This window comes from Sphingomonas gei, assembly GCF_004792685.1.
In the GTDB taxonomy this organism is placed as follows: Bacteria; Pseudomonadota; Alphaproteobacteria; order Sphingomonadales; family Sphingomonadaceae; genus Sphingomonas; species Sphingomonas gei.
Genome location: NZ_SRXT01000001.1, coordinates 785,989 through 809,519 on the forward strand (window position 1 = coordinate 785,989; position 23,531 = coordinate 809,519).

The window sequence follows — 23,531 nt, forward strand, 5'->3', positions numbered from 1 at the left end:
GATGCGGCAGGCTCTCGAACCGTTCCGAAACCGTACATTAACCATAAGCTCAACGCGGCGGACAAAAAAAACAGTCCAAGAACAAGGTAAATGCCCCTCGTTTCGCTTGCGCTTAATGTTTTGTTTTGCGTTTCTTGCGCATTGATGGCGCAGAAGCTGCTGACGGTCCCGTGGGGAGCGAGGCGCCAGCAACAGGAAGAGTGGGACATCATGTCGGTTCGCATGGCCTTGGCGAAACTCTGCGCATGTGCCTGTGGCGGCGCAGTCATCGGCGGCGGCGGCGTCTATGCCGTCGAGCGCGTGACGCAGCCCAGCGTCGTGCAGCAATATTCGGTCGCGAAGAAGCGCGTCGTCCGCAAGGGGCCGGTTGCCGGCGTCGTGCGCAAGAAGCTCGTGCGCCGCGTCGTCACCACGACGACCCAGGCGCAGCCCCAGGTGGTCGTCGTGACCACGCAGGGCGCCCCAATCCCGCTCCCGCCGCGCGAAATGCCGGCGGTGGCTGCAAGCAGCGCCGCGGCGGCGGGCGTCGTCGGTGGCTCCGGCGGCTATGGCGGCGGCTTCGGCGGAGGGTTCTTCGCCGGCGGCTTCTTCGGCAGCTCGGGCAGCAGTTCGGGCAGCAGCGGCATCAACATCGAGATTTCGAGCGGGGGCTCTTCGACCAGCACGTCGTCGGGCGGATCGTCCACATCGACTGGCGGCTCTTCGACTTCGACTTCGACCGGCGGTTCATCGACTTCGACTTCGAGCGGCATAAGTTCGTCGACTTCATCGTCGACATCGTCTTCCACGTCCTCGTCGACGTCGTCGAGCACCTCGTCGAGCGGAAACTGGAGCACGTCGAGCGGCTGGAGCACGTCGAGCAGCTGGGGCTGCAAATGGGGCAAGCATTGCGGCGGCGGTCACAATCCTCCGCCATCGCCTCCGGGCGGCCCCGAGCCGGTCCCCGCCCCGCCGATGATCCTGCTGTTCGGCGGCGCTGCGGCGGCGCTCGTCGCCCGCAAGCGCTTCGGCAAGAAGAAGGTCGCGGCCGCCGCATAACGTCACCCCGGCAAGAGCCGGGATCTCGCACGCCGAAGCCGTTCGCTTGCCGCCTGAGGCCCCGGCTTTCGCCGGGGCGACATGCGCTTACTCCGCTCGCGCCAGTGCCTCCTCGATCTGCGCCACCGTATGGTCGGTCAGATCCTTGGCGATTTCGGCCTTGAGCCGGTCGCTGACTTCCTTGTGATAATGCTTGCGCAGCTCGCCCAGCGTCTTGGGTGGCGCGATGATGATCAGCGATTCGAAATCCTGGGCGAGCGCACGCTTCTTGAGCAGCGCCGCTGTATCGGCGGCGAAGCGGTCTTCCTCGAGTTGGTGGAAGTCCACCTCGCCCATGCTGCCCCCGCCCCATTGCCCGCCGCCGCGGGTGCTCGACGCGCCGCCGGCCAGGTCGGTCGCCTGCTCGCTATGCGATGGATTATGGTTGTCGACGACTTTCTTCTCGACTTGCAGGTTCGGAAAGGCGGCATCGCCCTCGTTCCTGAGGAACAGCATCTTCCGGCCATCCGCGACCACCACGACCGTATCGTGCGGAACCTGCATTGCTCATCTCCTTCGTTTCTGGACTGGTCCTCCAACGCGCCCGCACGCCGCAGGGTTGCGCGGCTGGGCGCGCGCAGCCATACGCCCCGCCATGCACGACATCCGCTCGATCCGCGAAAATCCCGAGGCATTCGACGCCGGTCTGGCGAAGCGTGGGCTGGCGCCGCGCTCGGCCGAGTTGCTGGCGCTGGACGAGCGCCGCCGCGCGCTTATCCACGAGGCGCAGACCGTTCAGGCCCGCCGCAACGAAGCATCGAAGGCGATCGGCGCGGCCAAGGCCCGGCGCGATGACCCGACCGACCTGATGGCCGAAGTCGCCGCGCTCAAGGAGCGGATGCCCGCGATCGACGCCGAGGAAAAGGCCGCGGGTGCCGAACTGACAACCCTGCTCGCGGCAATCCCCAACCTCCCACTCGCCGACGTTCCCAAAGGCACCGACGAAGACGATAACGCCCTCGTCCACGAACGCGGAACGCAGCCCGTCTTCGCCTTCGAAGCGAAGGAGCACGACGCGATCGGCCCCGCGCTCGGCCTGGATTTCGAGACCGGCGCTTTGCTCGCCGGCTCGCGCTTCACCTTCGTCCGCGGCAGCGCGGCGCGCCTCCACCGCGCGCTCGGCCAGTTCATGCTAGACACGCTGTCTCGCGATCATGGCTATGAGGAGACCGTCGTCCCGCTGCTCGTCCGTGAGGAAGCGATGTTCGGCACCGGCCAGCTCCCCAAATTCGCCGAGGACAGCTTCCAGACGACCGACGGCCGCTGGCTGATCCCGACTTCCGAAGTCAGCCTGACCAACAGCGTGCGCGAGCAGATCCTGTCGGAGGAGGTCCTGCCGCTGCGCTTCACTGCGCTCTCGCCCTGCTTCCGCTCCGAGGCCGGCTCGGCGGGACGCGACACCCGCGGCTATATCCGCCAGCACCAGTTCGAGAAGGTCGAGATGGTCTCGATCACCACGCCCGACCAGTCCGAAGCCGAGCACGAGCGGATGACGGCGTGTGCCGAAGACCTCCTGACCAGGCTGGGCCTCAACTTCCGCCGGATGAAATTGTGCACCGGCGACATGGGTTTCTCGGCGGCGCGGACCTATGATCTCGAAGTCTGGCTCCCCGGACAGGCGCGGTATCGCGAGATCTCGTCCTGCTCGACCTGCACCGACTTCCAGGCCCGCCGGATGAACACGCGCTATCGACCGCAAGGCGAGAAAGGCACGCGCTTCGTGCATACGCTCAACGGATCGGGGCTGGCGGTCGGCCGCACCTTGGTCGCCGTGGTGGAGAACTACCAGCAGGAAGACGGCTCGGTCGCGGTTCCCGAAGTGCTGCAGCCCTATCTCGGCGGGCTCAACCGGCTCGAGCCACGCTGATGCGCATCCTGCTCACCAACGACGACGGCATTCACGCGCGCGGACTCGCGGTGCTCGAGCGGATCGCCCGGACGATCTCGGACGACATCACCGTGGTCGCCCCCGCCGAGGAGCAATCGGGCAAGAGCCGCTCGCTCACCCTGACCGAGCCGTTCCGCGTCCGCCGCGCCGGCGACAACCGCTACGCAGTCCGCGGCACGCCGACCGATTGCGTGATGTTCGCGCTCGGCGAGGCGATGAAGGGCTCGCCCCCCGATCTGGTCCTGTCGGGGGTCAATCGCGGCGGCAATGTCGGCGAGGACGTCAGCTATTCGGGCACCGTCTCCGCCGCGATGGAGGGGGCGCTCGCCGGGATCCGCTCGGTTGCGCTCAGCCAGCGTTACGCACACACCGGCATGGGCGATCAGGTCCCCTTCGAGACCGCCGAGGCCTGGGGCGAACGCGCGCTGCGGCCGTTGCTCGATGCGCCCTGGGCGCCGCGCACCCTGGTCAACATCAACTTCCCGTCGGTCCCTGCCGACGCGGTGAAGGGGATCAAACCGGTCGCGCAGGGCTTGCGCGATTATGGCCGCGCCGGGCTCGACAAGCGCGTCGATCCGCGCGGCTTTCCCTATTACTGGCTGGTGATGAGCCGGCTGCCGCACACCCCCGATCCCGACACCGATCTCGAGGCGATCGAGCAAGGCTGGATCACGGTGACTCCGCTCCATCTCGACCTGACTCATCGCGACTCGCTGGAGGGTCTCAAGTCGCTCTATTGTTAAGCGGCCGCGCTTACCTTAATAAATTTTCAAGGGGTAAGGGGGGTTTGCAATGCGCCGGATGGGGGCACTGCCGTTTGGCGTCATATTGATCTCGGGCTGCATACCGGCCGAGGCCGGACGAGGACCGCGCGCCTATCAGGCGCCGGAGCAAAATCGCCAGCAGGAACAATTCGAGCGCCGCTCGATCGATCAGGATGTACGCGCATTGCCTGCACCGCCGCCCGCCTGGGAAGCGCGCCGAGTCACGCCCGATGCGAAGCTCGTGTCGAGCTCTATTTATGTCGTCCAGCCCGGCGAGTCGCTCCGCTCGATCGCGGCAAGGACCGGCGCAGGCTCCGAGGCGATCGCACGGGCCAACAACCTGATCGCGCCGTTCGTCATCCAGCCCGGGCAGCGCCTCACCATCCCCGGCGGGCGCTATCATCTCGTCCGCGCCGGCGAGACCGGGATCGCGATCGCCCGCGCTTATGGAGTCGAATGGTCGCGGATCGTGTCCGGCAATGCGCTCGCGGAGCCCTATATCCTGCGCACCGGCCAGCGGCTGCTGGTACCGAGCTCCCGCCCCGAGACGATCGAGGAACGCGCCGCGCGCTTCCACCTCGATATCGACGACATCCTCACCGGCGGCGAGCCCGCGCTCGCGGCGAATGCCAGGCCGGCAAAGCCTACCGCATCGTCGTCGCGCGTGCTGCCGGCGACGACCCCGGTTGCCGCGCCGGTCCGGCGCGTCGCGGGCCAGTTCGCCTGGCCGGTGAAGGGTTCGATCGTGAAGCGCTTCGGCCCCGGCAGGAGCGGCGAGCGCAATGACGGGATCAAGATCGCGGTGCCGCTCGATACGCCGGTGCTCGCCGCCGCGGACGGCGTCGTCGCGTATGTCGGCAGCGACGTTCCCGCGCTCGGCGGCCTCGTCATCGTCAAGCACGGCAACAGCACCACGACGGTCTATGGCCATGCCGGACAATTGCTTGTGCAGCGCGGCCAATCGGTGAAGAAGGGCCAGATGATCGCGCTCTCCGGCAATTCGGGCTTCACCGACCGCCCCGAACTCCATTTCGAAATCCGCCAGGGGCGCACGCCGGTCGATCCGGTATCGAGGCTGCCCGCGCGCTGATGGCGGTGCTTCCGCCTGCGACGCTCAAACGCAAGTCGAGCCTGCCGATCTGGGTCTCGATCAGCTGGCGGGTGCTCGCGGTGCTGGGCCTGCTGGCGCTTGCGGTGGGGGTACACTGGCTCGAGCGCGACGGGTTGCGGGACAGCGCCGACGGTCAGGTCAGCTTCCTCGACATCCTCTATTTCACCTCGATCTCGGTGACCACCACCGGCTATGGCGACATCGTGCCGGTCAGCACCTCGGCGCGGATGTTCGATGCGTTCGTGGTGACACCGATCCGCGTCTTCGTGGTGCTGCTCTTCCTCGGCACCGCGTATAATTTCGTGCTCAAGCGCACCTGGGACAAATGGCGTATGGCAGTGATCCAGCGGACCCTTTCGGGTCACATAATCGTGGCGGGCTACGGCACCACCGGCGCCGAGACCGTCGACGAACTGATCGCGCGCGGTACCGATAGCGGACGCATCGTGGTGATCGATACGCGCGAGGAGAATCTCAGCCGCGCCAAGGAATGCGGCTGCATCGTCCTCCAGGCCGACGCGACTCGCGACCAGATCCTCAAGGACGTCCGGATCGAAAGCGCCGAATCGATGATCGTCTGCGCCGGCCGCGACGACACGTCGATCCTGATCACGCTCACTGCGCGGCATCTGGCGTCGGCGATTCCGATCAGCGTGATCGTCCGCAACGAGGACAACGAACTTCCCGCGCGGGCGGCCGGGGCGACGACGGTGGTCAACCCGGTGAGCTTCGCCGGACTGCTGCTCGCCGGCTCGTGCACGGGGCCGCACCTTTCCGGCTATCTGACAGACCTCGCCTCCTATCACGGCGAAGTCGAGCTTTCCGAACGCCCGGTACTGCCGGACGAGGTCGGAAAGCCCCTCGCTGCGATCCGGACCGGCCTCGGCCTCCGCATCTATCGCGGCGACGCGCATTTCGATCACAAGGCACCCGAGGCCGCAGCGCTGAAGGCAGGCGACCTGATCGTCGAGATCGTCACCGCATGATCGAGCGGTTGCTGCCCATTGCGATGCTCGTTGCGTCGAACGTCTTCATGACCTTCGCCTGGTACGGTCACCTCAAGTTCAAGGCCGCGCCGCTGGTCCTCGTGATCCTGGTGAGCTGGCTGATCGCGCTTCCCGAATATATGCTCGCCGTTCCCGCCAATCGCTGGGGCAGCAACGTCTATTCGGCAGCCCAGCTGAAGGGCATCCAGGAAGTGATCACGCTCGCCGTGTTCGCGGCATTCTCGATTCTCTATCTGGGCCAGAAGATTACCGTGAACCACATGATCGGGTTCGCCCTGATCGCAGCCGGCGCGTTCTTCCTGTTCCGCGCACCGATCGCCTCGGCCTAGGCCCCGTCCCGACCGTCATCCCGGCGAGGCCATGGTCACAAGCGATATCTAGCGCAGCAGCCCCAGGATCGCCCCCATCACCAGATAGATCGTGATCCAATATCCCGCATCGATCAGGAACAACGCCCTCGGCTGGCGCGAAAACAGATAGTTCACCCCGATCGACGTCGCGATGAAGCCGACGCCGACGATCGCCGCGATCACCAGCGAATAATGCAGCCCCAGCGGCGCGTCATAGGTCGCATAGAGATGGTCGAGCATGAATGCGGCGATCAGGTTGAGCACGAAGGTCGTGCCGAAGATCAGCGGCATGTTTCCTTTCGCCGCTTGCTCATGGCTGATTCCGCGGGCCCGCATCCACGCCTTGCCGAACAACGGGCCGTACCACAGCCCGCCCACCACGAAACCGGCAACCGCCGCCAGCCCGATCGCCAGCCAGTGAATATGCATCTTCCCCTCCCCGCACCTGCAGGGTGGTGAAGCTACGCCGGAAACCCCCGGCTAGCAATTTCCCGCAAAATGCCTATGTCGCGCGGCAATCATGGCAACCAAACTCCCTGAGTCCCCTCGCATCGGGATGGTGTCGCTCGGCTGTCCGAAGAATCTCGTCGACAGCGAACGCATCCTCACCAAGCTGCGCAGCGACGGCTATGCGATGTCGCCCGACTACCAAGGCGCCGACATCGTGCTGGTCAACACCTGCGGCTTTCTCGATTCCGCAAAGGAAGAGTCGCTCGAAGCGATCGGCGAGGCGATCGCCGAGAATGGCCGGGTGATCGTCACCGGCTGCATGGGCAAGGAAGCCGAGCTCATCCGCGCGCGCTTCCCCAAGGTGCTCGCAGTCACCGGTGCGCACCAATATGAGGAAGTCGTCGGCGCCGTCCACGATGCGGCGCCGATGCCGCCCTCGCCCTTCGTCAACCTCGTCCCCGATGCCGGGCTCAAGCTGACTCCGCGTCATTACAGCTATCTGAAGATCTCCGAGGGCTGCAACCACCGCTGCGCCTTCTGCATCATCCCGAGTCTTCGCGGCGACCTCGTCAGCCGCCGCCCCGACGCGATCCTCCGCGAAGCCGAGAAGCTGGTCGAGGCGGGCACCAAGGAACTTCTGGTCATCAGCCAGGACACTTCGGCGTACGGCGTGGATATCCGCAAGGAGCCGCGGATGTGGAAGGGGCAGGAAGTGATCCCCCACATGACCGATCTCGCGCGCGAGCTCGGCAAGATCGCGCCTTGGGTTCGGCTGCATTATGTCTATCCCTACCCGCATGTCGACCAGGTCATCCCGCTGATGGCCGAGGGGCTGATCCTCCCCTATCTCGACATCCCGTTCCAGCACGCTTCCCCCAGCGTGCTACGCCGGATGCGCCGCCCCGCCAACGAGGCCAAGGTGCTCGAGCGGCTGCGCGGCTGGCGCGCGATCGCGCCGGACATCACGATCCGCTCGACCTTCGTCGTCGGCTTCCCCGGCGAGACCGAGGCGGACTTTCAATATCTTCTCGACTGGCTCGAAGAAGCCCAGCTCGACCGCGTCGGCGCGTTCCGCTTCGAGCCCGTCGAGGGCGCCTCGGCCAACTTCCTGCCCGATCAAGTGCCCGAGGAAGTCAAGGAAGAGCGCTACGCAAGGGTGATGGAGAAGACCGCGGCGATCTCCGCCGCCAAGCTCCAGGCCAAGATCGGCCGCACGCTCGAAGTGATCATCGACGACGTCGGCGACGACGGCGCCACCGGCCGCAGCCAGGCCGACGCGCCCGAAATCGACGGCGAGGTCTTCCTGCGCGATGCGGGGCATTTGAAGCAGGGCGACATCGTAAGGGTGGCAATTGAGGACGCCGACGAGCACGACCTCTACGGCGTGCCGCTTGCCTGAGCGTGTGTTGCGCGGGGCATAGCCTGCGGCCAAGCGACGGGTGACAGCCGACGGGCAGCCCCTATGCTCGCCATCGGATGATCCGCATTGTGCTTCTCGCCGGCCTTGGCTGGCTATCGCTCGCCAGCGCCAGCGCGGGCGACCCCGGCACGCATGTGCGCAGCGTCGACCCGCTGACGGTGCAGGACGACGACTTCGCCCGGCATCGCGATCCTGCCGAATGGAAGGGCCTCAAGGTCAGCCGAATCGAGTTCCGCGAGGAGCGCGCGGCGTGGCGGCTATGGCGGATCGCCAATGTCCGCCGCCGCGCGGGCCCGCTGTGGTTCGTGCCCCATGACAACGAGAATGCCGGGTTCGAGGCCGGGCTGGCGGCAGTGCGCAAATATGGCGGTACGCTGATCGCAGTCGATGCGGGGGTCGCGAACGACGGGATCCGGATGAACCAGGCTGTCGATTATGGCCGCCCGATCGATCCCAACCGCAATTTCGACGGCGCGCTGCCAGGCTATGCCCGCCGCATCCTCGCCGACCTCGAACCGGGCATGCCGGTGATCGCGCTCCACACCAATGCGCGGGGCTTCGACACTGGCGAATCGCGCTGCAACCAGTCCGATCCGCTCGGCCAGGGCGTGATCTCGATTCGCTATTGCGACGACGTGCTGACCCCCAGCCCCTCGCAGGGCCGCGCCTGGCCGTGGGACGATGACGACACCGTCGCTTTCGCTACCTATCGCCCCAAGCAGAGCCCGAGCACCGCTTTCTGCCGCGACCGGATGGTCGCCGCGGACTTCAACGTCGTCCAGGAGCGCGTCGTCGCCAGTGACGGTTCGCTATCGAACTACGCCGTGCTCCATGGGCTGAAATATCTGAACTTCGAGACGCTCGATCGCGGCGATGACGCCGAAGGCCTGTCGGAAGGCCGCCGGCGCCTGCTCCATATCATCGACCGCGCGCTTGCGCTGTGCGCACCGAAGGTGAAGCCTCGCGCGTAACCGTCATCCCGGCGAACGCCGGGATCTCAGGCAGCAGGTGCAACCCTCGTGGCCCGAGATCCCGGCGTTCGCCGGGATGACGGACTAGGACGGCAAGGCGTAGGCCACCACCTCGTCGCTCACCGGGGTCTGCATGAAATGATGCCCGCCCGCGTAGATCACGAGATATTGCTTGCCGTTCGTCTCATAGACCATCGGCGTCGCCTGCCCGCCGCCCGGTAGCACGTCCTTCCACACTGTCTTGCCGGTGCGCAGGTCGATCGCGCGGATCAGATTGTCGGTGGCCGCGGCAACGAACACCAGCCCGCTCGCGGTCACCACCGCGCCGCCGTTATTGGGTGTCCCGATCGTGATCGGCAGCATCGAAGGCATACCGAACGGACCGTTGGTCCGCGCCTCGCCGAATGCGCGATCCCAGATCGTCTTGCCGGTGGCCATGTCGATCGCGCGGATCCCGCCATAAGGCGGCTGCTTGCAGAGCATGCCGGTAAAGGGCAGCCGCCAGCCGGCATTGACGTTGATCGCATAGGGGGTGTTGGCCTGCGGATCGCCTGCGCCCTCCGCGCCGCCGATCTCGCCGCGCGCCTGGTCGCGCGGTGCCCAACCCAGTTTATCCGCCTTGGCGCGCGGCACCAGCCGCACATAGTTCGGCATGTCGTTGTAATTGGCGACGATCACGCCGCGCACCGGATCGACGGCGATCCCGCCCCAGTCGGTCCCGCCATTATAGCCGGGATATTCGATCGAATAGCGGTCGCTCTCGGGCGGGGTGAAGAAGCCCTTGTAGCTCGCCCGGCGAAACTGGATGCGGCAGACCATCTGGTCGATCGGCGACATCCCCCACATGTCGCGCTCGGTAAGATCGGGCTTGCGCAGGCTATGCCACAACGACACCGGCTGAGTCGCCGCGCGCTGCGCGGGCTCGACCCCGCCGCGCGGCGCGCGGATCTCGCCGACCGGCGTCAGCGGACGCCCGGTGCGGCGGTCGAGCACATAGATGTCGCCCTGCTTCGACGGCAGCACCAGCGCCGGTGCGCCTTTATAGTCGACCAGGGTCGCCTGTGCGCCGAAGTCGTAATCCCACACGTCGTTGCGCACTGCCTGGAAGCGCCAGCGCGGCTTGCCGGTGGTCACGTCGAGCGCGACCAGCGAGGTCGCGAACTGGTTCTCCTGCGGACGGCGCAGCGAGGAATAATAGTCCGCCGCGGCGTTGCCCATCGGCAGATAGACGAGCCCGAGCTGCTCGTCGCCGCTTGCGATCGTCCACATGTTGGGCGTGCCGCGGGCCCATTCCTGCCCCTGCGGCGGCGCGCCGTTCCACTGGGGGTGCATCATGTCCCACGCCCAGCGCAGCTGGCCCGTCCGCGCATCGAAGCCCTGGATCACCCCCGAAGGCGCCCAGCGGTCCTGCCCGTCGAGCACCTGATGCCCGGTGACCAGAACGCCACGCACCAGGGTGGGCGGCGAGTTGATCGAGACGAAGCCATCGGGAACCTTGCCCATGCCGATCTTGGCGTCGACCTGGCCGTTGACGCCGAAATCGGCGCAGAGCCGGCCCGAGCGCGCATCAACGGCAATCAGCCGGGCGTCGAGCGTGCCTTCGATCACCCGCGTCGCGCAGGGCTGGTCCGCCGCCATGCCGGGCACGGCATAATAGACCACGCCGCGGCACGCCGCCGTATAGGGGATCGCCGTATCCGGCACCTTGGGATCGTAGCGCCAGCGCTGCTTGCCGCTCGCCGGATCGAGCGCGATCAGGATGTTCTTCGGCGTGCATAGATACAGGCTGTCGCCCACTTTGAGCGGCGTGTTTTCGGCACCATAGGTGTTGCGGATTTGCGGCGAGGATGGGAGATCGCCGGTATGGATCGTCCAGGCGCGCTCGAGCTTGCCAACATTATCCGCATTGATCTGAGTCAGCGGCGAATAGCGCCGCGCGCTGTACGTCCCGCCATAAGCCGGCCAGTCGGCACCGACCTGCTGGCCCGAGGGGTCTCCCATTCCGCGCGTGCCCGCGGCGGGAAGCTCGCTTAGCACCGGGTTCGGCGCGCCCGCTGCCGCGGCCCAGAAATTCACCGTGGTGAGCACCAGCGCCAGCGCGCCGCCGGCCAGCGCGAAGCGCCACCGCTCGCGCCGCAGGCTCAGCGTCGCCATCGCGACGATCACCGCGAACAGCAGCACCACCGGCGCGATCACCCGCGGGACCTGCGCCCAGGCATTGGCCCCGACTTCCCACCATGCCCAGGCCATGCTGAGCAATACGATCGCGAGATACAGCCACCCGCCGGTCATCCGGCCGCGGATCAGCAGCACGCCGGCGGCGATCATCGCCAGGCCGACGAGCAGATAATAAGGCGACCCGCCGAGGATCGCGAGCCATGTCCCGCCAATCCCAAGGACCGCTCCGATCAGCGCGAGCACCGTGCCGACCGCGATCGACAGCCAACTGCCCCATTGTCGCGCGCGCGTTGCCGCGAGAGGGGCATCGTCGGCAAAGCTATGGGCATCGGTCACGGACGGTCTCCCACCGGCGTGCCGCTCCCGCATCGTCGGGAGCACCAACCGGGACGCACCGCCAACCAGCCGAGCGCGGGCCGGTTCCGGAATGAACAAAAATTCATCTTGGGATGAAGGACTAGGCGCGAGGGCTTCACATCCCTAGATCGATGCCATGCCTGACCTTTCCACGCTGATTCAGCCCGATCGCGGCCAGCCCGCGCGCACCATCCACTTGATCGACGCCAAGGGCTTCGACGCCTGGCTTGCCACCCAGCCGCCGCGCCACCGCACCGCCGCGCAGGCGCAAAAGCTCTCCACGTCGGCCTTCTCCAGCGCGATCCTGCCCGGCGACGGTGCCGAGGACTGGTCGGTGGCCACCGTCGTCGCCAATGTCGAGCGGCTCACGCCCTGGTGCCTCGCCAAGCTCGCCGAGACGCTGCCCGAGGGGACCTACCGCGTCGACGGTCGCGAGCCCGGCAGGGCGCTCCACGGCTGGCTCACCGCGCAATATAAATTCGATCGCTACAAGAAGAAGGACGACAAGGCGCAGGGCCCGCGCGTCCTGCTCACCGGCGACCCCGCCAAGATGGAAGAGGCCCTCCGCCTCGCCAACGTCACGTTCAAGCTGCGCGACCGGATCAACACCGGCGCCAACGACATGGGCCCCGCCGATCTCGAGGCCGCCGCGGCCGAGCTCGCCAGGGAATATGGCGCGACGCTCAGCGTGGTGAAGGGCAAGGAGCTCGAAAAGGGCTATGGCATGCTCTGGGCGGTCGGCAAGGCGGCGGGCGAAGGCCGCGAGCCGCGGCTGATCGAGCTCGAATGGGGCAATCCCGCGCATCCGCGCATCGCGATCATCGGCAAGGGCGTCGTGTTCGACAGCGGCGGGCTCGACATCAAGCCGGCCGCGGGCATGCGGCTGATGAAGAAGGACATGGGCGGCGCGGCGCACGCGCTGGCGCTGGCCGAGCTGGTGATGCAGCACCGCCTGCCGGTGCGCCTCCACATGCTCGTCCCCGCGGTCGAGAACTCGATCTCCGGCGAGGCGTTCCGCCCCGGCGACGTGATGATCTCCCGGAAAGGCCTGTCGGTCGAGAACAGCAACACCGACGCCGAAGGCCGGCTGATCCTCGGCGACGCGCTGACCAAGGCGGGCGAAAGCAATCCCGAGCTCGTCTTCGATTTCGCCACGCTGACCGGCGCCGCGCGAGTAGCACTCGGTGCCGACCTGCAGGCGCTGTTCACCAACGACGACACGCTCGCCACCGAGCTGCTCGCCGCGGCGGAGACCGAGACCGATCCGATGTGGCGCATGCCGCTCTACGAACCCTATAAGGATGCGCTCAAGTCCGACGTCGCCGATCTGGTCAACGCCGCCGAGGGGCCGTTCGGTGGCGCGATCACCGCCGCCTTGTTCCTCAAGGAATTCGCGCCGGACAAGGCGCAATGGGCGCATCTCGACATCTTCTGCTGGAACGGCGCATCCAAGCCGGGCCGCCCCAAGGGCGCCGAAGCGGTCAGCCTGCGCGCAACCTGGAAGGTGCTGAAGGACCGCTACGCAGGCTGAGCCGCGGCCGCCAGCGCTTCGATCTGGGCGACCGGCATCGGGTGCCCGTAATGGAAGCCCTGCCCCATCGCGCAGCCGAGCCCTGCAAGCGTACGCGCCGTGGACGCCGATTCGATTCCCTCGGCGACCACCGGCAGGTCGAGCGTGCTGGCGAGCGTGATGATCGCGTGGACCAGCCGCAGCGCCTGCGGGTCGCGCTCCATCGACGTCACGAACGAGCGGTCGATCTTGAGCCGGTCGAACGGCAGCATCTGGAGATGCTTGAGCGAGGAATAGCCGGTGCCGAAATCGTCGAGCGCCAGCTGGATGCCCTGATTCTTGAGCGACGCGATCGTCTGCTGCGCGCTTTCGGCATCGACGATCAGTGCGTTCTCGGTGATCTCGATCGTCAGCCGCTGCGGCGGGAAGCGCTCGCGGGTCAGCACCGCGAGCACCTTCTGGCTGAACCATGGGTCCTTGAGCTGGATCGGCGAAACGTTGATCGAGATCGACACCTCCCAGCCGCGCGTCTCGCGGCATGCCCGCCGCAGCAGCCTCAGCATCAGCGCGTCGATCAGGCCGCATTCCTCGGCGATCGGAATGAACTGCTCGGGTCCAATATCCTCGCCGTCGCCGCGCTGCCAGCGCGCCAGCAATTCATACCCCACGACCGCACCGCTCGCGAGGGCGACGATCGGCTGGTAATACGGAACCAGCGCGTCGCTCGCCATCGCCTCGCGCAGCTCGCGCTCAATCTCGGCTCGCCGCCGGATCTCGGCATCGAGCAAGGGCTCGAACGCGCAAAGCCGGCTGCGCCCGGACTGCTTGGCCTTGTACAGCGCGATGTCGGCGCGGCGCATCAGCGTTTCGCGGTCGAGCGCGTCGTTGGGATAGAGCGAGATCCCCACGCTGGCACCGATATGATGGACCAGATCCGGCGCGGCGAACGGTTTGCGCATGGCATGAACGATCGAATGCGCGGCGCGGCGTGCGCCCTCCCCCTCGGCATCGATGATCACTGCGAACTCGTCCCCGCCGAGACGATAGCTCGAGCCCTGCCCGCCGACGACCGCGCTGAGCCGCGCCGCAACGTCGCGCAGCAACTGATCGCCGGCCGGGTGGCCATGCACGTCGTTGATCGACTTGAAGCGGTCCAGGTCGATGATCAGCAATCCCAGCGGGGCGCCCCCGGCCATGCGGGTGTCGAGCGCCTCGGCCAGCGCGCGGCGGTTGGGCAGTCCGGTCAGCGGATCATGATACGCCAGCTGGTGGGCGCGCTGCTCGGCGCCCTGCGCGCGGCGCTGTTCGGCGGCCATGTCGGCGCGCGAGGTCAGCACTTCGATAAAGCCGGCATGGCTCGCCCGCAGCATGCGCAGGATCACCGTGGTGACGACGACGATGTTGAAACCCACGCCGCGCAGGAACCAGTCGGCCGAGAAGAGCAGGCACAGCGTAACCGGCGCGGCACCGCAGACCAACACGATGTGGCCCGCGCGCGGAAGCGACTGGAGGCAATAGCAGCAGCTGATCGCACCGATGAAGATATAGAGCGCGATGCAGGCGCGGCGGACGAGGTCGGCCTGGACGTAGAGGACCAACCCCCACCCCCCGAAGCCGAGGCTGAGCACCACCGCGACGATCGTCGTCCCGAGCAGGTAGCGGGGAATCATCTCCGGATCCGGAGCGACGTTTCGCCGGCGCAGCCAGAATGCGGCGCGGAGCCCGCCGAGCAATGCCAGCACTACCGGCATCGCGAGGCTCCACCACGCGCTCACCGTGCCTTGCGACGCGAAACTGAGGAACGTCGCGTCGACCAGCATCAGCGCGTACATCAACGGCACCTGCTGGCGCAGGGCGCGGAACTGCTCGACCAGAATCGCTTGATCCTGTTCGCTGCGGATACCGACGGCTGGGGAAGCACGCCTCAACATAGTCAAATATAGCAGCAAACGAGGTTACGATTGCGTTTCCTGCAACGATTCAGGGGCTTGGCTGCACGCAGCCGGCAACGCGCAGACGCTCCCGCTGCGGGCGCAAGCCTGCTAGCGTCCGCTAATGTCCGCCGCTCACTCCAGGCTCACCCTCGTCGCCTGCATCCTCGCTTCCAGCCTCGCCTTTATCGACGGCTCGGTCACCAATGTCGCGCTGCCGGCGATCGGTGCCGATCTCGGTGCCAGCCCGGCGGAGCTGCAATGGACGATCAACGCCTATCTGCTCCCGCTCTCGGCGTTGCTGCTGATCGGCGGTGCGGCGGGCGACCATTTCGGCCGGCGCAAGCTGCTGATCCTCGGAATCGCGATCTTCGCGATCGCATCGATCGCTTGCGCGTTGGCGGCCGACCTCACCTTGCTGCTCGCAGCGCGGGCGCTGCAGGGCGTCGGCGCGGCGATCCTGCTTCCCAACAGCCTAGCAACGCTGGGACATGCGTTCACCGGCGAGGCGCGCGGCAAGGCGATCGGCACCTGGGCCGGGGTCGGCGCGATCGCCGGTGCGGTGGGTCCGCCGCTCGGCGGCTGGTTGGTCGACGCGATCGGCTGGCGGGCGATCTTCTATGTCAACGTGCCGGTGGCGGCGGCGGCAATCTTCCTCGCGTTTCGCTATGTCGAGGAAAGCGCCGAAGGCGAACTGCCGCTCGACTTGCCGGGAGCATTTGCTGCCACCGCGGCGCTGGGGGCGCTCACCTGGGCGCTCACTTTGTGGTCGAGCCAGCACGCGCTCGACGCCCGCGTCGCGATCGGCCTCGTCGCCGGCGGGATCGCCACGGCGCTCTTCCTGTGGATCGAACATCGGCGGGGCGCGCGCGCGATGATGCCGTTCGCGATGTTCGGCTCGCGCGCCTTTGCCGGGCTGAGCCTGCTCACCTTCCTGCTCTACGGTGCGCTCGGCGGGGTGCTGTTGCTCCTGCCCTATGTGCTGATCGAGGCGGCGGGCTATACCGCGCTGCAGGCCGGGCTCGCATTGCTGCCGATGCCGCTCGGCATGGGCCTCGCATCGCGACTGATGGGACGGCTGACCGCGCGGGTCGGCCCGCGCTGGCCGCTAACGGTCGGCGCGCTCATCGTCGCCCTCGGCTTCGCATTGCTCGTCCTGGTAAACGATGGCGCGCCTTATTGGACGTCGGTATTCCCCGGCTGCCTCGTCATTGCGATCGGCATGTCGAGCGTAGCCGCGCCGCTGACGACTGCGGTGCTCGCTTCGGTCGACGACACGCATTCCGGCACCGCCTCGGGCTTCAACAGCGCGATCGCGCGGACCGGAGGGCTGATCGCGATTGCGATCGCGGGGGCCGTGATATCGAGCGCCGGACCCAGTTTGATCGCTGCGTTCCATGGCGGTGCGTTGGTCGGCGCCGGCCTCGCCGCCGCGTCGAGCATCACCGCGCTGCTGACGCTCGGTGGAGCCGGCGCGCAACCGCAGCGATCCCGGCCGGACGGCGGCAGATAACCGACGTCCCAAGCTCGTTCTGGGCAACTATTTGCCGGCCCTTCCCTTTTCGCTTTGATTGCCCTATAAGAGCGAGGCTGACGTCGCATGCGACGGATATTGGGCCGCCTTGGCTCCACCCTTTGTCCCTATCTAGCCTCACCGAAGCCGGGATGCGCCGCTGTTGGCGCATGCCCGTCATACATGGGACAAGGATACCCATCATGATTACCGGAACCGTAAAATTCTTCGACGCGAACAAGGGCTATGGCTTCATCGCGCCTGAAGGCGGCGGCGGCGACGCCTTCGTCCACATCTCGGCTGTCGAGCGCGCAGGCATGCACACGCTCGATAAGGAGCAGCGCGTCTCGTACGAGCTCGAGACCGATCACCGCGGCAAGACCTCGGCGGTCAATCTCCAGGCTGCATAAGCTTGAACGGGCCGGGGGGCGCACTGCCCTCCGGCTCTTCGCTGCCCAGCTGACGAAAAGCGCGCGACGATACGCGCGTGAAGGAGATACCATGTCCAGAGCGCTCAACATCAACGCCACCCAAGACCATGTCATCGCAGCCTGCGCCAAGCGCAAGGTCGCGATCAGCGCGATCGAGGCCCTTCAGTCCGGTGGCACGCGCGTTGTCATGAACAACGCCGACGACACTGCGATCATCATGAAGGCCTATGGTTCGAAGGTCATTCGCGGCGGCGTGACGCGTACCCCGACTCGGATGGGTCGCCTATAACGCAGCGTCCGAATCGGACATTGCCGGAGAGGAACAGCCATGGCCAAAAGTCAGAAGAAGTCGAACAAGGAAGTGCGTAAGCCGAAGGCTGAAAAGGCCCCCAAGCCCAACGCATCCAATCCCACGACCAAGGGCAAGCCCGTAGAAATGACGACGCTGAAGAGCTGAGCTCTTCTTCGCGTCGCTGGCTTGGCCAGCTTCTACAGGAGCCGTTCGATATCGCCGGCGATATCTCTGGGAGAGGTCGTCGGCGCATAGCGGTCGATTACCTTGCCCGCGCGATCGACGAGGAACTTGGTGAAGTTCCACTTGATTGCCTTCGAACCGAGCAGACCCGGCGCTTCGCGCTTGAGGTGCTCGAACAAGGGAGCGGCGTTGGCACCGTTGACATCGACCTTGGCATAGACCGGGAAGGTCACGTCATAGGTCAGCGAGCAGAAGTTCGCGATCTCCGCCGCATCGCCCGGCTCCTGCCCGCCGAACTGGTTGCACGGAAATCCTAGCACCGAAAAGCCGCGCTCCTTGTAGCGCCGTTGCAGTTCCTCCAGCTCGGCATATTGCGGCGTGAAGCCGCATTTGGATGCGGTGTTGACGATCAGCAGCACTTCACCGTCATGATCGGCGAGCGTCGTCTCCTCGCCACCAGGCTTGCGGACGGCAATGTCGGTTAGCGCAGTCATGCGGAATCTCCATCGTAGCTGGCCATCAGCAGTTCGAGATTGCGGCGCACGCCCGGCCATTCGTGCGCGAGGATCGAATAGACGACGCTGTCGCGCAAATGGCCTTTCAGGATCAGATGGCCGCGCAGCACGCCGTCAAGCCGCGCGCCGAGCCGCTCGATCGCACGGCGCGATGCATGGTTGAGGAAGTCTGTGCGGATCTGGACGCAATTCGCTGCAAGCACCTCGAAGGCGTGGCCGAGCAGCAGATATTTGGCCTCGGTGTTGAGCCCGGTGCGCTGGACGCGCGGGGCATACAGCGTGCCGCCGATTTCGACGCGGCGATGGGGCTCGCTCATCCGCATCAGACGGGTGACGCCCGAGATACGCCCGTCCGCATCCAGCACCGTGAACGGCATGTTGCGTCCCGCCGCGGCATCAAATGCGATCCGGCCGTACCAGGCTTCGAATTCTTCCGCGGTCGGGACGGTCGTATGGAACAGCGTATAGAGCCCGGTGAATGCCTCGAGCAGTCCTTCGCGATCCTCCGGAGCCATTGGCCGGAGCGTGACGTGGCGGCCGGCGAGCGTCGGCGTCTCGCGCCAGGCGTTCACTCCAGCCGGCCCTCGTGCAACCGCACGACGCGGTCCATCCGCTCGGCCAGTCGTTCGTTGTGCGTCGCGACCAGCGCAGCCGAGCCCTCGCCGCGCACGAGGTTGAGGAATTCGGCAAACACCCGGTCGGCGGTGGCTTCGTCGAGATTGCCGGTTGGCTCGTCGGCGAGCACCAATGCCGGCCGGTTGGCGAGCGCACGCGCCACCGCGACTCGCTGCTGCTCGCCGCCCGAGAGCTGGTTGGGTCGGTGCGTCAGTCGCTCCGCCAGCCCCAGCGCCGACAGCAATTCCCCTGCACGCACATCGGCGTCGGCACGGGTGGCGCCGTGAATCATCAGCGGCAGCACCACATTCTCGATTGCGCTGAAGTCGGGGAGGAGATGGTGAAACTGATAGACGAAGCCGAGACTGTCGCGGCGGATCCGGGTCCGGCCACCCGTGGGAAGCTGCGCGGCTTCCTGTCCGGCGACGCGGATCGAGCCTTCGAACCCGCCTTCGAGTAGCCCGACTGCCTGGAGCAAAGTCGACTTGCCCGAGCCCGAGGGGCCGAGCAGCGCGACGATCTCGCCCGGATTCACGTCGAGATCGACGCCCCGCAGCACTTCGATCACCGCTTCGCCTTGCTTGAAGCTGCGCTTGAGGCCGCGGGTCTGGAGGATCGGCTCACTCATAACGCAGCACCTGGACTGGATCGGTGCTCGCCGCTTTCCATGCCGGATAGAGCGTGGCGAGGAAGGCGAAGAGCAAAGCCATCACGCAGATCCCGATCGTCTCGAACGGATCGGTCTTGGCGGGCAGCTCGGTGAGGAAGCGCATCGACGGGTCCCAGACCTGTTGCCCGGTGACCAGCCCGATGAACTGAACGACCTGCGCGCGGAACGTGATGAACAGGAAGCCGAGCAGGCCGCCCGCGGCGACGCCGAGCGCGCCGATCGTGGTGCCCACGGTGACGAAGATCCGCATCAGCCCGCCCCGCGTCGCCCCCATCGTCCGCAGCACGGCGATGTCGCGCGTCTTGGAGCGGACCAGCATGATCAGCGAGGATACGATGTTGAACGAAGCGACGACGAGGATGATCGAGAGGACAGTGAACGACACGACCCGGTCGACCTGGAGCGCCTCGAACAGCTCGCGGTTCATCTCGCGCCAGTCGCGAATTTGGCCGCTCTTGCCGACCTTGTCGACGAGCGGCGAGATGATCTGCTGGACATTGTCGGGACGATCGACATCGATCTCGACCATGCTCACCCCGTCGCCCAGCAAGAGCAGCGTCTGTGCATCCTCCATCGGCATGACGACGAAGATCTTGTCGAAATCATAGACGCCGAGCTCGAAGATCGCCGTAACCGTGTAGCTCACCGAGCGGTACATCGTGCCCATCGGCGTCGCGGCGCCCGCCGGATTGATGATCGTGATCGTGCTGCCCACCGTCGCCCCAAGCGATTCGGCGAGCCGCGACCCGATCGCGACCTGCTCGCCGCCAGGTACCAGCCGATTGAGCGAGCCGATCACTTCCTTGCCCTTGAGCGCGGGATTGTTGCGGATGTCCTCGACCCGCATGCCCCGGATCATGGCGGGTTCGACGCGGCCATTGAAGCTGACCAGCAGCGGCTGCTCGATCAGCGGGGTGGCGCTGGTCACCCCCGGCGTGGCCTTCGCCTGCGCGACGATCTGGCGCCAATCGCGGAGCTGGCCGGCATAGCCCTGAACGACGGCATGGCCGTTCAATCCGGTGATCTTGTCGAACAGCTCGGCACGGAAGCCGTTCATCACGCTCATCACGACGATGAGCGCGGCGACGCCGAGCATCACCGCGACCAGGCTGAACCCGGCGACGACGGCGATGAACGCCTCGCTGCGGCCAGGCAAAAGATAGCGGCGGGCGATCATCCGCTCGTAGCGCGAGAGTAGCATGCGGTCGGTAACGCCCTGACGTGAGTGCTCGGCGCCGCTCTAGGCCATGCGGGGCGCGGCTGGCAATGCGCGGCTGTCGCCGCGGGTGTGTCCGCTATGTTGCCGATTCACCACAGGGTGCGACCAATCGGCTCCTAGTCTTTGTAAACCCGGTGACAAAAGCCGTCCGCCGACGTAGCAAACGCCTGTCGAAACGCAGGCAGCAAATGGCCGTGGTTCGGGGAGGGCTTCGCCCCGCTCGTAGGCAAGTACGGGCGTGCGGGCAGAGCCTAACAAAGGGGGCTGACGAGCAGTCGTCACGCAGGCGCCCGGATCGGAAACGGTCCGGGCGTTTGCCGTTTCAGGGCATTCAGCATCCCCTATTTCCGTTCGCCCTGAGCTTGTCGAAGGGCCGTTCTTCTTTGGGTGAAGAAGCAGCACGGTGCTTCGACAAGCTCAGCACGAACGGATCGGGTGAGTCGCTTCCTTTCTCTAAGCAAAGGAGGGGGGCGATGTGCGGGCTTCGCCCCCCTCCCCCTAACCTCCCCCGGCCATGGCGAGAGGCTAGTAGATGGACGATCAGAACGAGCTGCTGATCGTCAAACCATAGGTCCTCGGATCGGCGGGCTGGCCGACGATCAGCCCGGTGCTCCCCGATTGCGTGGACAGCAATTCGAAATAATGCTGGTCGAACGCATTGCGCACCCAGCCGAAGATGTTGAAGTCGCCCTCGCGATAACCGAGGCGGAAGTTCGACAGCGAATAGCCGTCGATCCAGGTATACGCCGATTGCGACGGGTTCGACGAGAAGCGCGACCGGTAATTGCCGTCATAGCCGACATAGACCTGCCCGACGCTGCTCCCGACCGGCACATTGACTTCGCCGCCCCAGGACAGCGACCATTTCGAGATGCCCGGCAGCACCTGGCCCGAGATGTCGCAGAATGCGGGGCTGCGGCCGCCCGGCGTTCCGGCCGGGTCGGTGACCCCGCCCGGGGCCGTCGCGGTGCCGCCGGAAAGCTCGGGCGGGCACGGGGCGTTGACGAACTCGCGATAGGTCGCGTCGGTATAGGCGCCGTTGAGATAGACATTGGCGCGCTGCGACGGACGGAAACTGGTGTCGAATTCGAAGCCGCGCGCGCGTACCTTGCCGGCATTGGCGAGATAGCCGCGGATCACGTTGATCGCGTTATTGTTCACCGTCGCCTGATAATCGCTGACTTCGGTCCAGAAGCCGGCGGCGTTGAACGTGAGGCGGCGATCGAGGAACTGGGTCTTGAGCCCGAGCTCGAAATGATTGACCTTCTCGGGCTTCACCGTCTGGGTGGAGAGGTCGACGCCGGTGCTCGTGGAATTGAGCGGCAGACCCGAAAGGTTGATGCCCCCCGACTTGAAGCTGCGCGCATAGGTTGCATAAGCGTGGATGTCCGGCGAGAAATCATAGGACAAGGTGAGATCGCCCGAGACGTTCCAGTCGCTGAACTCCGGGCTGTAACGCTGCGGCGCCAGCGTGTTGATCTGGTTCTGGAACGTCGTCCGGGCGGCGCCCGCCGGCCGCGCGGCCAGCAACGCGGCGACATTGTCCGCCGTCGCGTCGAAATTGAACTGGCTGTTGTGCAGGCTGACGACCGACTCGTAAAAGCCGGACTTCTTGTCGTAGTTTACGCGAAGCCCGGGCTGGATGTGGAAGCCGCTTGCCACTTCCCAATTGAGCTTGCCGAACACCGCGAAACTGGAATTGTCGAAGCTGATCGTGTTGGTCGAGGTAAGCCCGTTCAGGACGTTGGGATTGAGCGCGTCGGCGCCCGACAGCAGATAGCGGCTCGCTGCCGAGCCCTGGACCTGCGAGCCCTGGGTGTTGATTGTCTGGTGGAAGAAGAAGGCGCCCAGCGTGTAGTCGAGCTTGTTCGATCCGTTCGACGCGATTCGTAGCTCCTGCGAGAACTGCTTCTGCTGCGACGGGTTCTGCGACACGGTAGTGATCGGCAGTCCGATGAAGTCGCGGTCGTTCGCCGGCAACCAGTCCCAATAGCGCCATGCGGTCACCGAGGTGATCGTCGCCGCGCCGACATCCCAATTGGCGACCAGCGAGGCGCCGCCGATTTCCTGGCGCGAGTTCGACCGGGCGTCGAGGTCGGTGACGCGGTCGAACGGATCGGTGCTGGGCGGCGTATAGCCGAACGCCGCCGCCAGCGCGGCATATTGGCGGGCGAGCGGACGCTGGGTCGCGCCGGTGCGGACATAATATTGCACGCAGCACAAAGGGTTCTGGCGGTTGAAGTCGCCCGACAGCGTCAAATCGAGGTTCGACGCGGCGTTCCACAGCACCTGGCCGCGAACCCCGAGGTTGCGGAGCCGGTGCTGGTCGACGCCGGTGCGGATGTTCTGGATCGTGCCTTCACGCGTGGTCCCCGAGGTCGACAGGCGAAACGCCACCGTATCGGTCAGCGGCGCGGAGACCGAGGCCTTGGTCTGGAGGAAGTCGTAATTGCCTAGGCTCACTTCGACGCGCGATTCGGGGGTGAAGCTCGGTGCGCGCGTGGTGATGTTGATCGCCCCTGCGGTGGTGTTCTTCCCGTACAGCGTGCCCTGCGGCCCGCGCAGCACCTCGACCCGCTCGACATCGACGAAATCGAAGGTCGAAGCCCCGATCCGGCCGATATAGACGCCGTCGACATAGAAGCCGACACCCTGTTCGATCCCGTCATTGGTGAGGCCGAACGGTGCGCCGAGGCCGCGGATGTTGATCGCCGAATTGCGCGGGTTGCTCGAATAGAATTGCAGCGCCGGCTGCGCCTGCTGGAGCCTCGAGACGTTGAACGCGCCGCTCTTCGCCAGATCCTCGCCACTGATCACCGAAAGCGCGATCGGCACTTCCTGCACGCGCTCCTCGCGGCGTCGGGCGGTTACGACGACGTCCTGGCTGCTCTGCGCGTCGGGATCATCGGTGGGATCGTCAGCCGCTGCTTCGATGCCCGGCGCCACCGCTGGCGGATCGTCGCGCACGGGCGCAGGCGTGGCCAGCGGCGAAGCGCTCGCGAGAAGCAGCAGCGAAAGCGAAGAAAGGCTCATCAACATCCCCCAAATTGTTGCAGCCAATCTCCATCAAGTCAGTGGG

At 66.1% G+C, this 23,531-nt stretch carries 22 protein-coding genes; 13 read left to right on the forward strand and 9 right to left on the reverse strand.

Translation table 11 applies throughout. The features are described 5' to 3' along the window. Positions 1-144 precede the first annotated feature (144 nt). Positions 145-1,038 carry a hypothetical protein gene (locus tag E5A73_RS21190; protein ID WP_168355788.1) on the forward strand — a complete coding sequence of 298 codons (894 nt, stop codon included), beginning with the start codon at positions 145-147 and terminating at the stop codon, positions 1,036-1,038. An 87-nt stretch (positions 1,039-1,125) separates the two neighbouring features. Here E5A73_RS21190 and E5A73_RS03525 read toward each other — a convergent pair whose 3' ends face one another. Then, positions 1,126-1,581 (reverse strand): host attachment family protein, encoded by a 456-nt coding sequence (locus E5A73_RS03525; RefSeq protein WP_135962376.1) that lies wholly within the window; start codon positions 1,579-1,581, stop codon positions 1,126-1,128. Positions 1,582-1,672: 91 nt separating this feature from the next. On the opposite strand from E5A73_RS03525, the gene serS reads away from it, so the two are divergent. The 5 genes from serS to E5A73_RS03550 are packed head-to-tail and all read left to right on the forward strand — an operon-like array spanning position 1,673 to position 6,176. Beyond that, the gene (gene serS / locus E5A73_RS03530; RefSeq protein WP_135962377.1) at positions 1,673-2,944 is read left to right on the forward strand and encodes a serine--tRNA ligase; all 1,272 of its coding nucleotides are present in this window, start codon (positions 1,673-1,675) and stop codon (positions 2,942-2,944) included. Then, positions 2,944-3,708: a 5'/3'-nucleotidase SurE gene (surE, locus tag E5A73_RS03535; protein ID WP_135962378.1), complete on the forward strand. Its 765-nt coding sequence runs from the start codon at positions 2,944-2,946 to the stop codon at positions 3,706-3,708. Before serS ends, surE begins: the two co-directional genes overlap by 1 nt. A 58-nt stretch (positions 3,709-3,766) precedes the next feature. After that, on the forward strand, positions 3,767-4,819 hold the full coding sequence (locus E5A73_RS03540) for a M23 family metallopeptidase (protein ID WP_135962546.1): 1,053 nt from the start codon (positions 3,767-3,769) through the stop codon (positions 4,817-4,819). Continuing rightward, the gene (locus E5A73_RS03545; RefSeq protein ID WP_135962379.1) at positions 4,819-5,826 is read left to right on the forward strand and encodes a potassium channel family protein; all 1,008 of its coding nucleotides are present in this window, start codon (positions 4,819-4,821) and stop codon (positions 5,824-5,826) included. The genes E5A73_RS03540 and E5A73_RS03545 overlap by 1 nt, the downstream gene beginning before the upstream one ends. Then, positions 5,823-6,176 (forward strand): DMT family protein, encoded by a 354-nt coding sequence (locus E5A73_RS03550; RefSeq protein ID WP_135962380.1) that lies wholly within the window; start codon positions 5,823-5,825, stop codon positions 6,174-6,176. Before E5A73_RS03545 ends, E5A73_RS03550 begins: the two co-directional genes overlap by 4 nt. Positions 6,177-6,224: 48 nt before the next feature. Here E5A73_RS03550 and E5A73_RS03555 read toward each other — a convergent pair whose 3' ends face one another. Next, positions 6,225-6,626: a DUF1761 domain-containing protein gene (locus tag E5A73_RS03555; protein ID WP_135962381.1), complete on the reverse strand. Its 402-nt coding sequence runs from the start codon at positions 6,624-6,626 to the stop codon at positions 6,225-6,227. Positions 6,627-6,717: 91 nt separating this feature from the next. On the opposite strand from E5A73_RS03555, the gene rimO reads away from it, so the two are divergent. Then, positions 6,718-8,046: a 30S ribosomal protein S12 methylthiotransferase RimO gene (rimO, locus tag E5A73_RS03560; protein ID WP_135962382.1), complete on the forward strand. Its 1,329-nt coding sequence runs from the start codon at positions 6,718-6,720 to the stop codon at positions 8,044-8,046. A 77-nt stretch (positions 8,047-8,123) separates the two neighbouring features. Continuing rightward, positions 8,124-9,038 (forward strand): hypothetical protein, encoded by a 915-nt coding sequence (locus E5A73_RS03565; protein ID WP_135962383.1) that lies wholly within the window; start codon positions 8,124-8,126, stop codon positions 9,036-9,038. An 84-nt stretch (positions 9,039-9,122) separates the two neighbouring features. Here E5A73_RS03565 and E5A73_RS03570 read toward each other — a convergent pair whose 3' ends face one another. Then, positions 9,123-11,459, reverse strand: coding sequence for a membrane-bound PQQ-dependent dehydrogenase, glucose/quinate/shikimate family (locus tag E5A73_RS03570; RefSeq protein ID WP_420822559.1), 2,337 nt, complete (start codon positions 11,457-11,459; stop codon positions 9,123-9,125). Between the two features lie 250 nt (positions 11,460-11,709). Here E5A73_RS03570 and E5A73_RS03575 point away from each other — a divergent pair, with 250 nt between their 5' ends. After that, a complete protein-coding gene (locus E5A73_RS03575) occupies positions 11,710-13,104 on the forward strand; it encodes a leucyl aminopeptidase family protein (RefSeq protein WP_135962384.1) in 1,395 nt (464 codons plus the stop codon). Here E5A73_RS03575 and E5A73_RS03580 read toward each other — a convergent pair. Then, positions 13,092-15,014, reverse strand: coding sequence for a putative bifunctional diguanylate cyclase/phosphodiesterase (locus tag E5A73_RS03580; RefSeq protein ID WP_135962385.1), 1,923 nt, complete (start codon positions 15,012-15,014; stop codon positions 13,092-13,094). The two genes, E5A73_RS03575 and E5A73_RS03580, sit on opposite strands and share 13 nt — an antisense overlap. Before the next feature lie 124 nt (positions 15,015-15,138). Here E5A73_RS03580 and E5A73_RS03585 point away from each other — a divergent pair, with 124 nt between their 5' ends. The 4 genes from E5A73_RS03585 (at position 15,139) to E5A73_RS21875 (ending at position 17,415) form a co-directional block, all read left to right on the forward strand. Further along, positions 15,139-16,527 (forward strand): MFS transporter, encoded by a 1,389-nt coding sequence (locus E5A73_RS03585; protein WP_135962386.1) that lies wholly within the window; start codon positions 15,139-15,141, stop codon positions 16,525-16,527. A gap of 203 nt (positions 16,528-16,730) precedes the next feature. Continuing rightward, positions 16,731-16,937 (forward strand): cold-shock protein, encoded by a 207-nt coding sequence (locus tag E5A73_RS03590; protein WP_135962387.1) that lies wholly within the window; start codon positions 16,731-16,733, stop codon positions 16,935-16,937. Positions 16,938-17,028: 91 nt separating this feature from the next. Continuing rightward, on the forward strand, positions 17,029-17,247 hold the full coding sequence (locus tag E5A73_RS03595) for a hypothetical protein (RefSeq protein WP_135962388.1): 219 nt from the start codon (positions 17,029-17,031) through the stop codon (positions 17,245-17,247). 39 nt (positions 17,248-17,286) lie between these two features. After that, entirely contained in the window at positions 17,287-17,415 is a 129-nt protein-coding gene (locus E5A73_RS21875; RefSeq protein ID WP_276605799.1) for a hypothetical protein, read from the forward strand. Between the two features lie 32 nt (positions 17,416-17,447). Here the strand turns inward: E5A73_RS21875 and E5A73_RS03600 are convergent, their stop codons facing one another. From E5A73_RS03600 to E5A73_RS03620, 5 genes are all read right to left on the reverse strand, one after another. Beyond that, positions 17,448-17,927 carry a glutathione peroxidase gene (locus E5A73_RS03600; RefSeq protein ID WP_135962389.1) on the reverse strand — a complete coding sequence of 160 codons (480 nt, stop codon included), beginning with the start codon at positions 17,925-17,927 and terminating at the stop codon, positions 17,448-17,450. Next, a complete protein-coding gene (locus E5A73_RS03605; RefSeq protein WP_206366365.1) occupies positions 17,924-18,520 on the reverse strand; it encodes a GNAT family N-acetyltransferase in 597 nt (198 codons plus the stop codon). The genes E5A73_RS03600 and E5A73_RS03605 overlap by 4 nt, the downstream gene beginning before the upstream one ends. Then, positions 18,517-19,191, reverse strand: coding sequence for an ABC transporter ATP-binding protein (locus E5A73_RS03610; RefSeq protein ID WP_135962390.1), 675 nt, complete (start codon positions 19,189-19,191; stop codon positions 18,517-18,519). The genes E5A73_RS03605 and E5A73_RS03610 overlap by 4 nt, the downstream gene beginning before the upstream one ends. Beyond that, entirely contained in the window at positions 19,184-20,434 is a 1,251-nt protein-coding gene (locus E5A73_RS03615; RefSeq protein ID WP_135962391.1) for a lipoprotein-releasing ABC transporter permease subunit, read from the reverse strand. The genes E5A73_RS03610 and E5A73_RS03615 overlap by 8 nt, the downstream gene beginning before the upstream one ends. Before the next feature lie 558 nt (positions 20,435-20,992). Continuing rightward, positions 20,993-23,485 carry a TonB-dependent receptor gene (locus E5A73_RS03620; protein ID WP_135962392.1) on the reverse strand — a complete coding sequence of 831 codons (2,493 nt, stop codon included), beginning with the start codon at positions 23,483-23,485 and terminating at the stop codon, positions 20,993-20,995. Positions 23,486-23,531 lie beyond the last annotated feature (46 nt).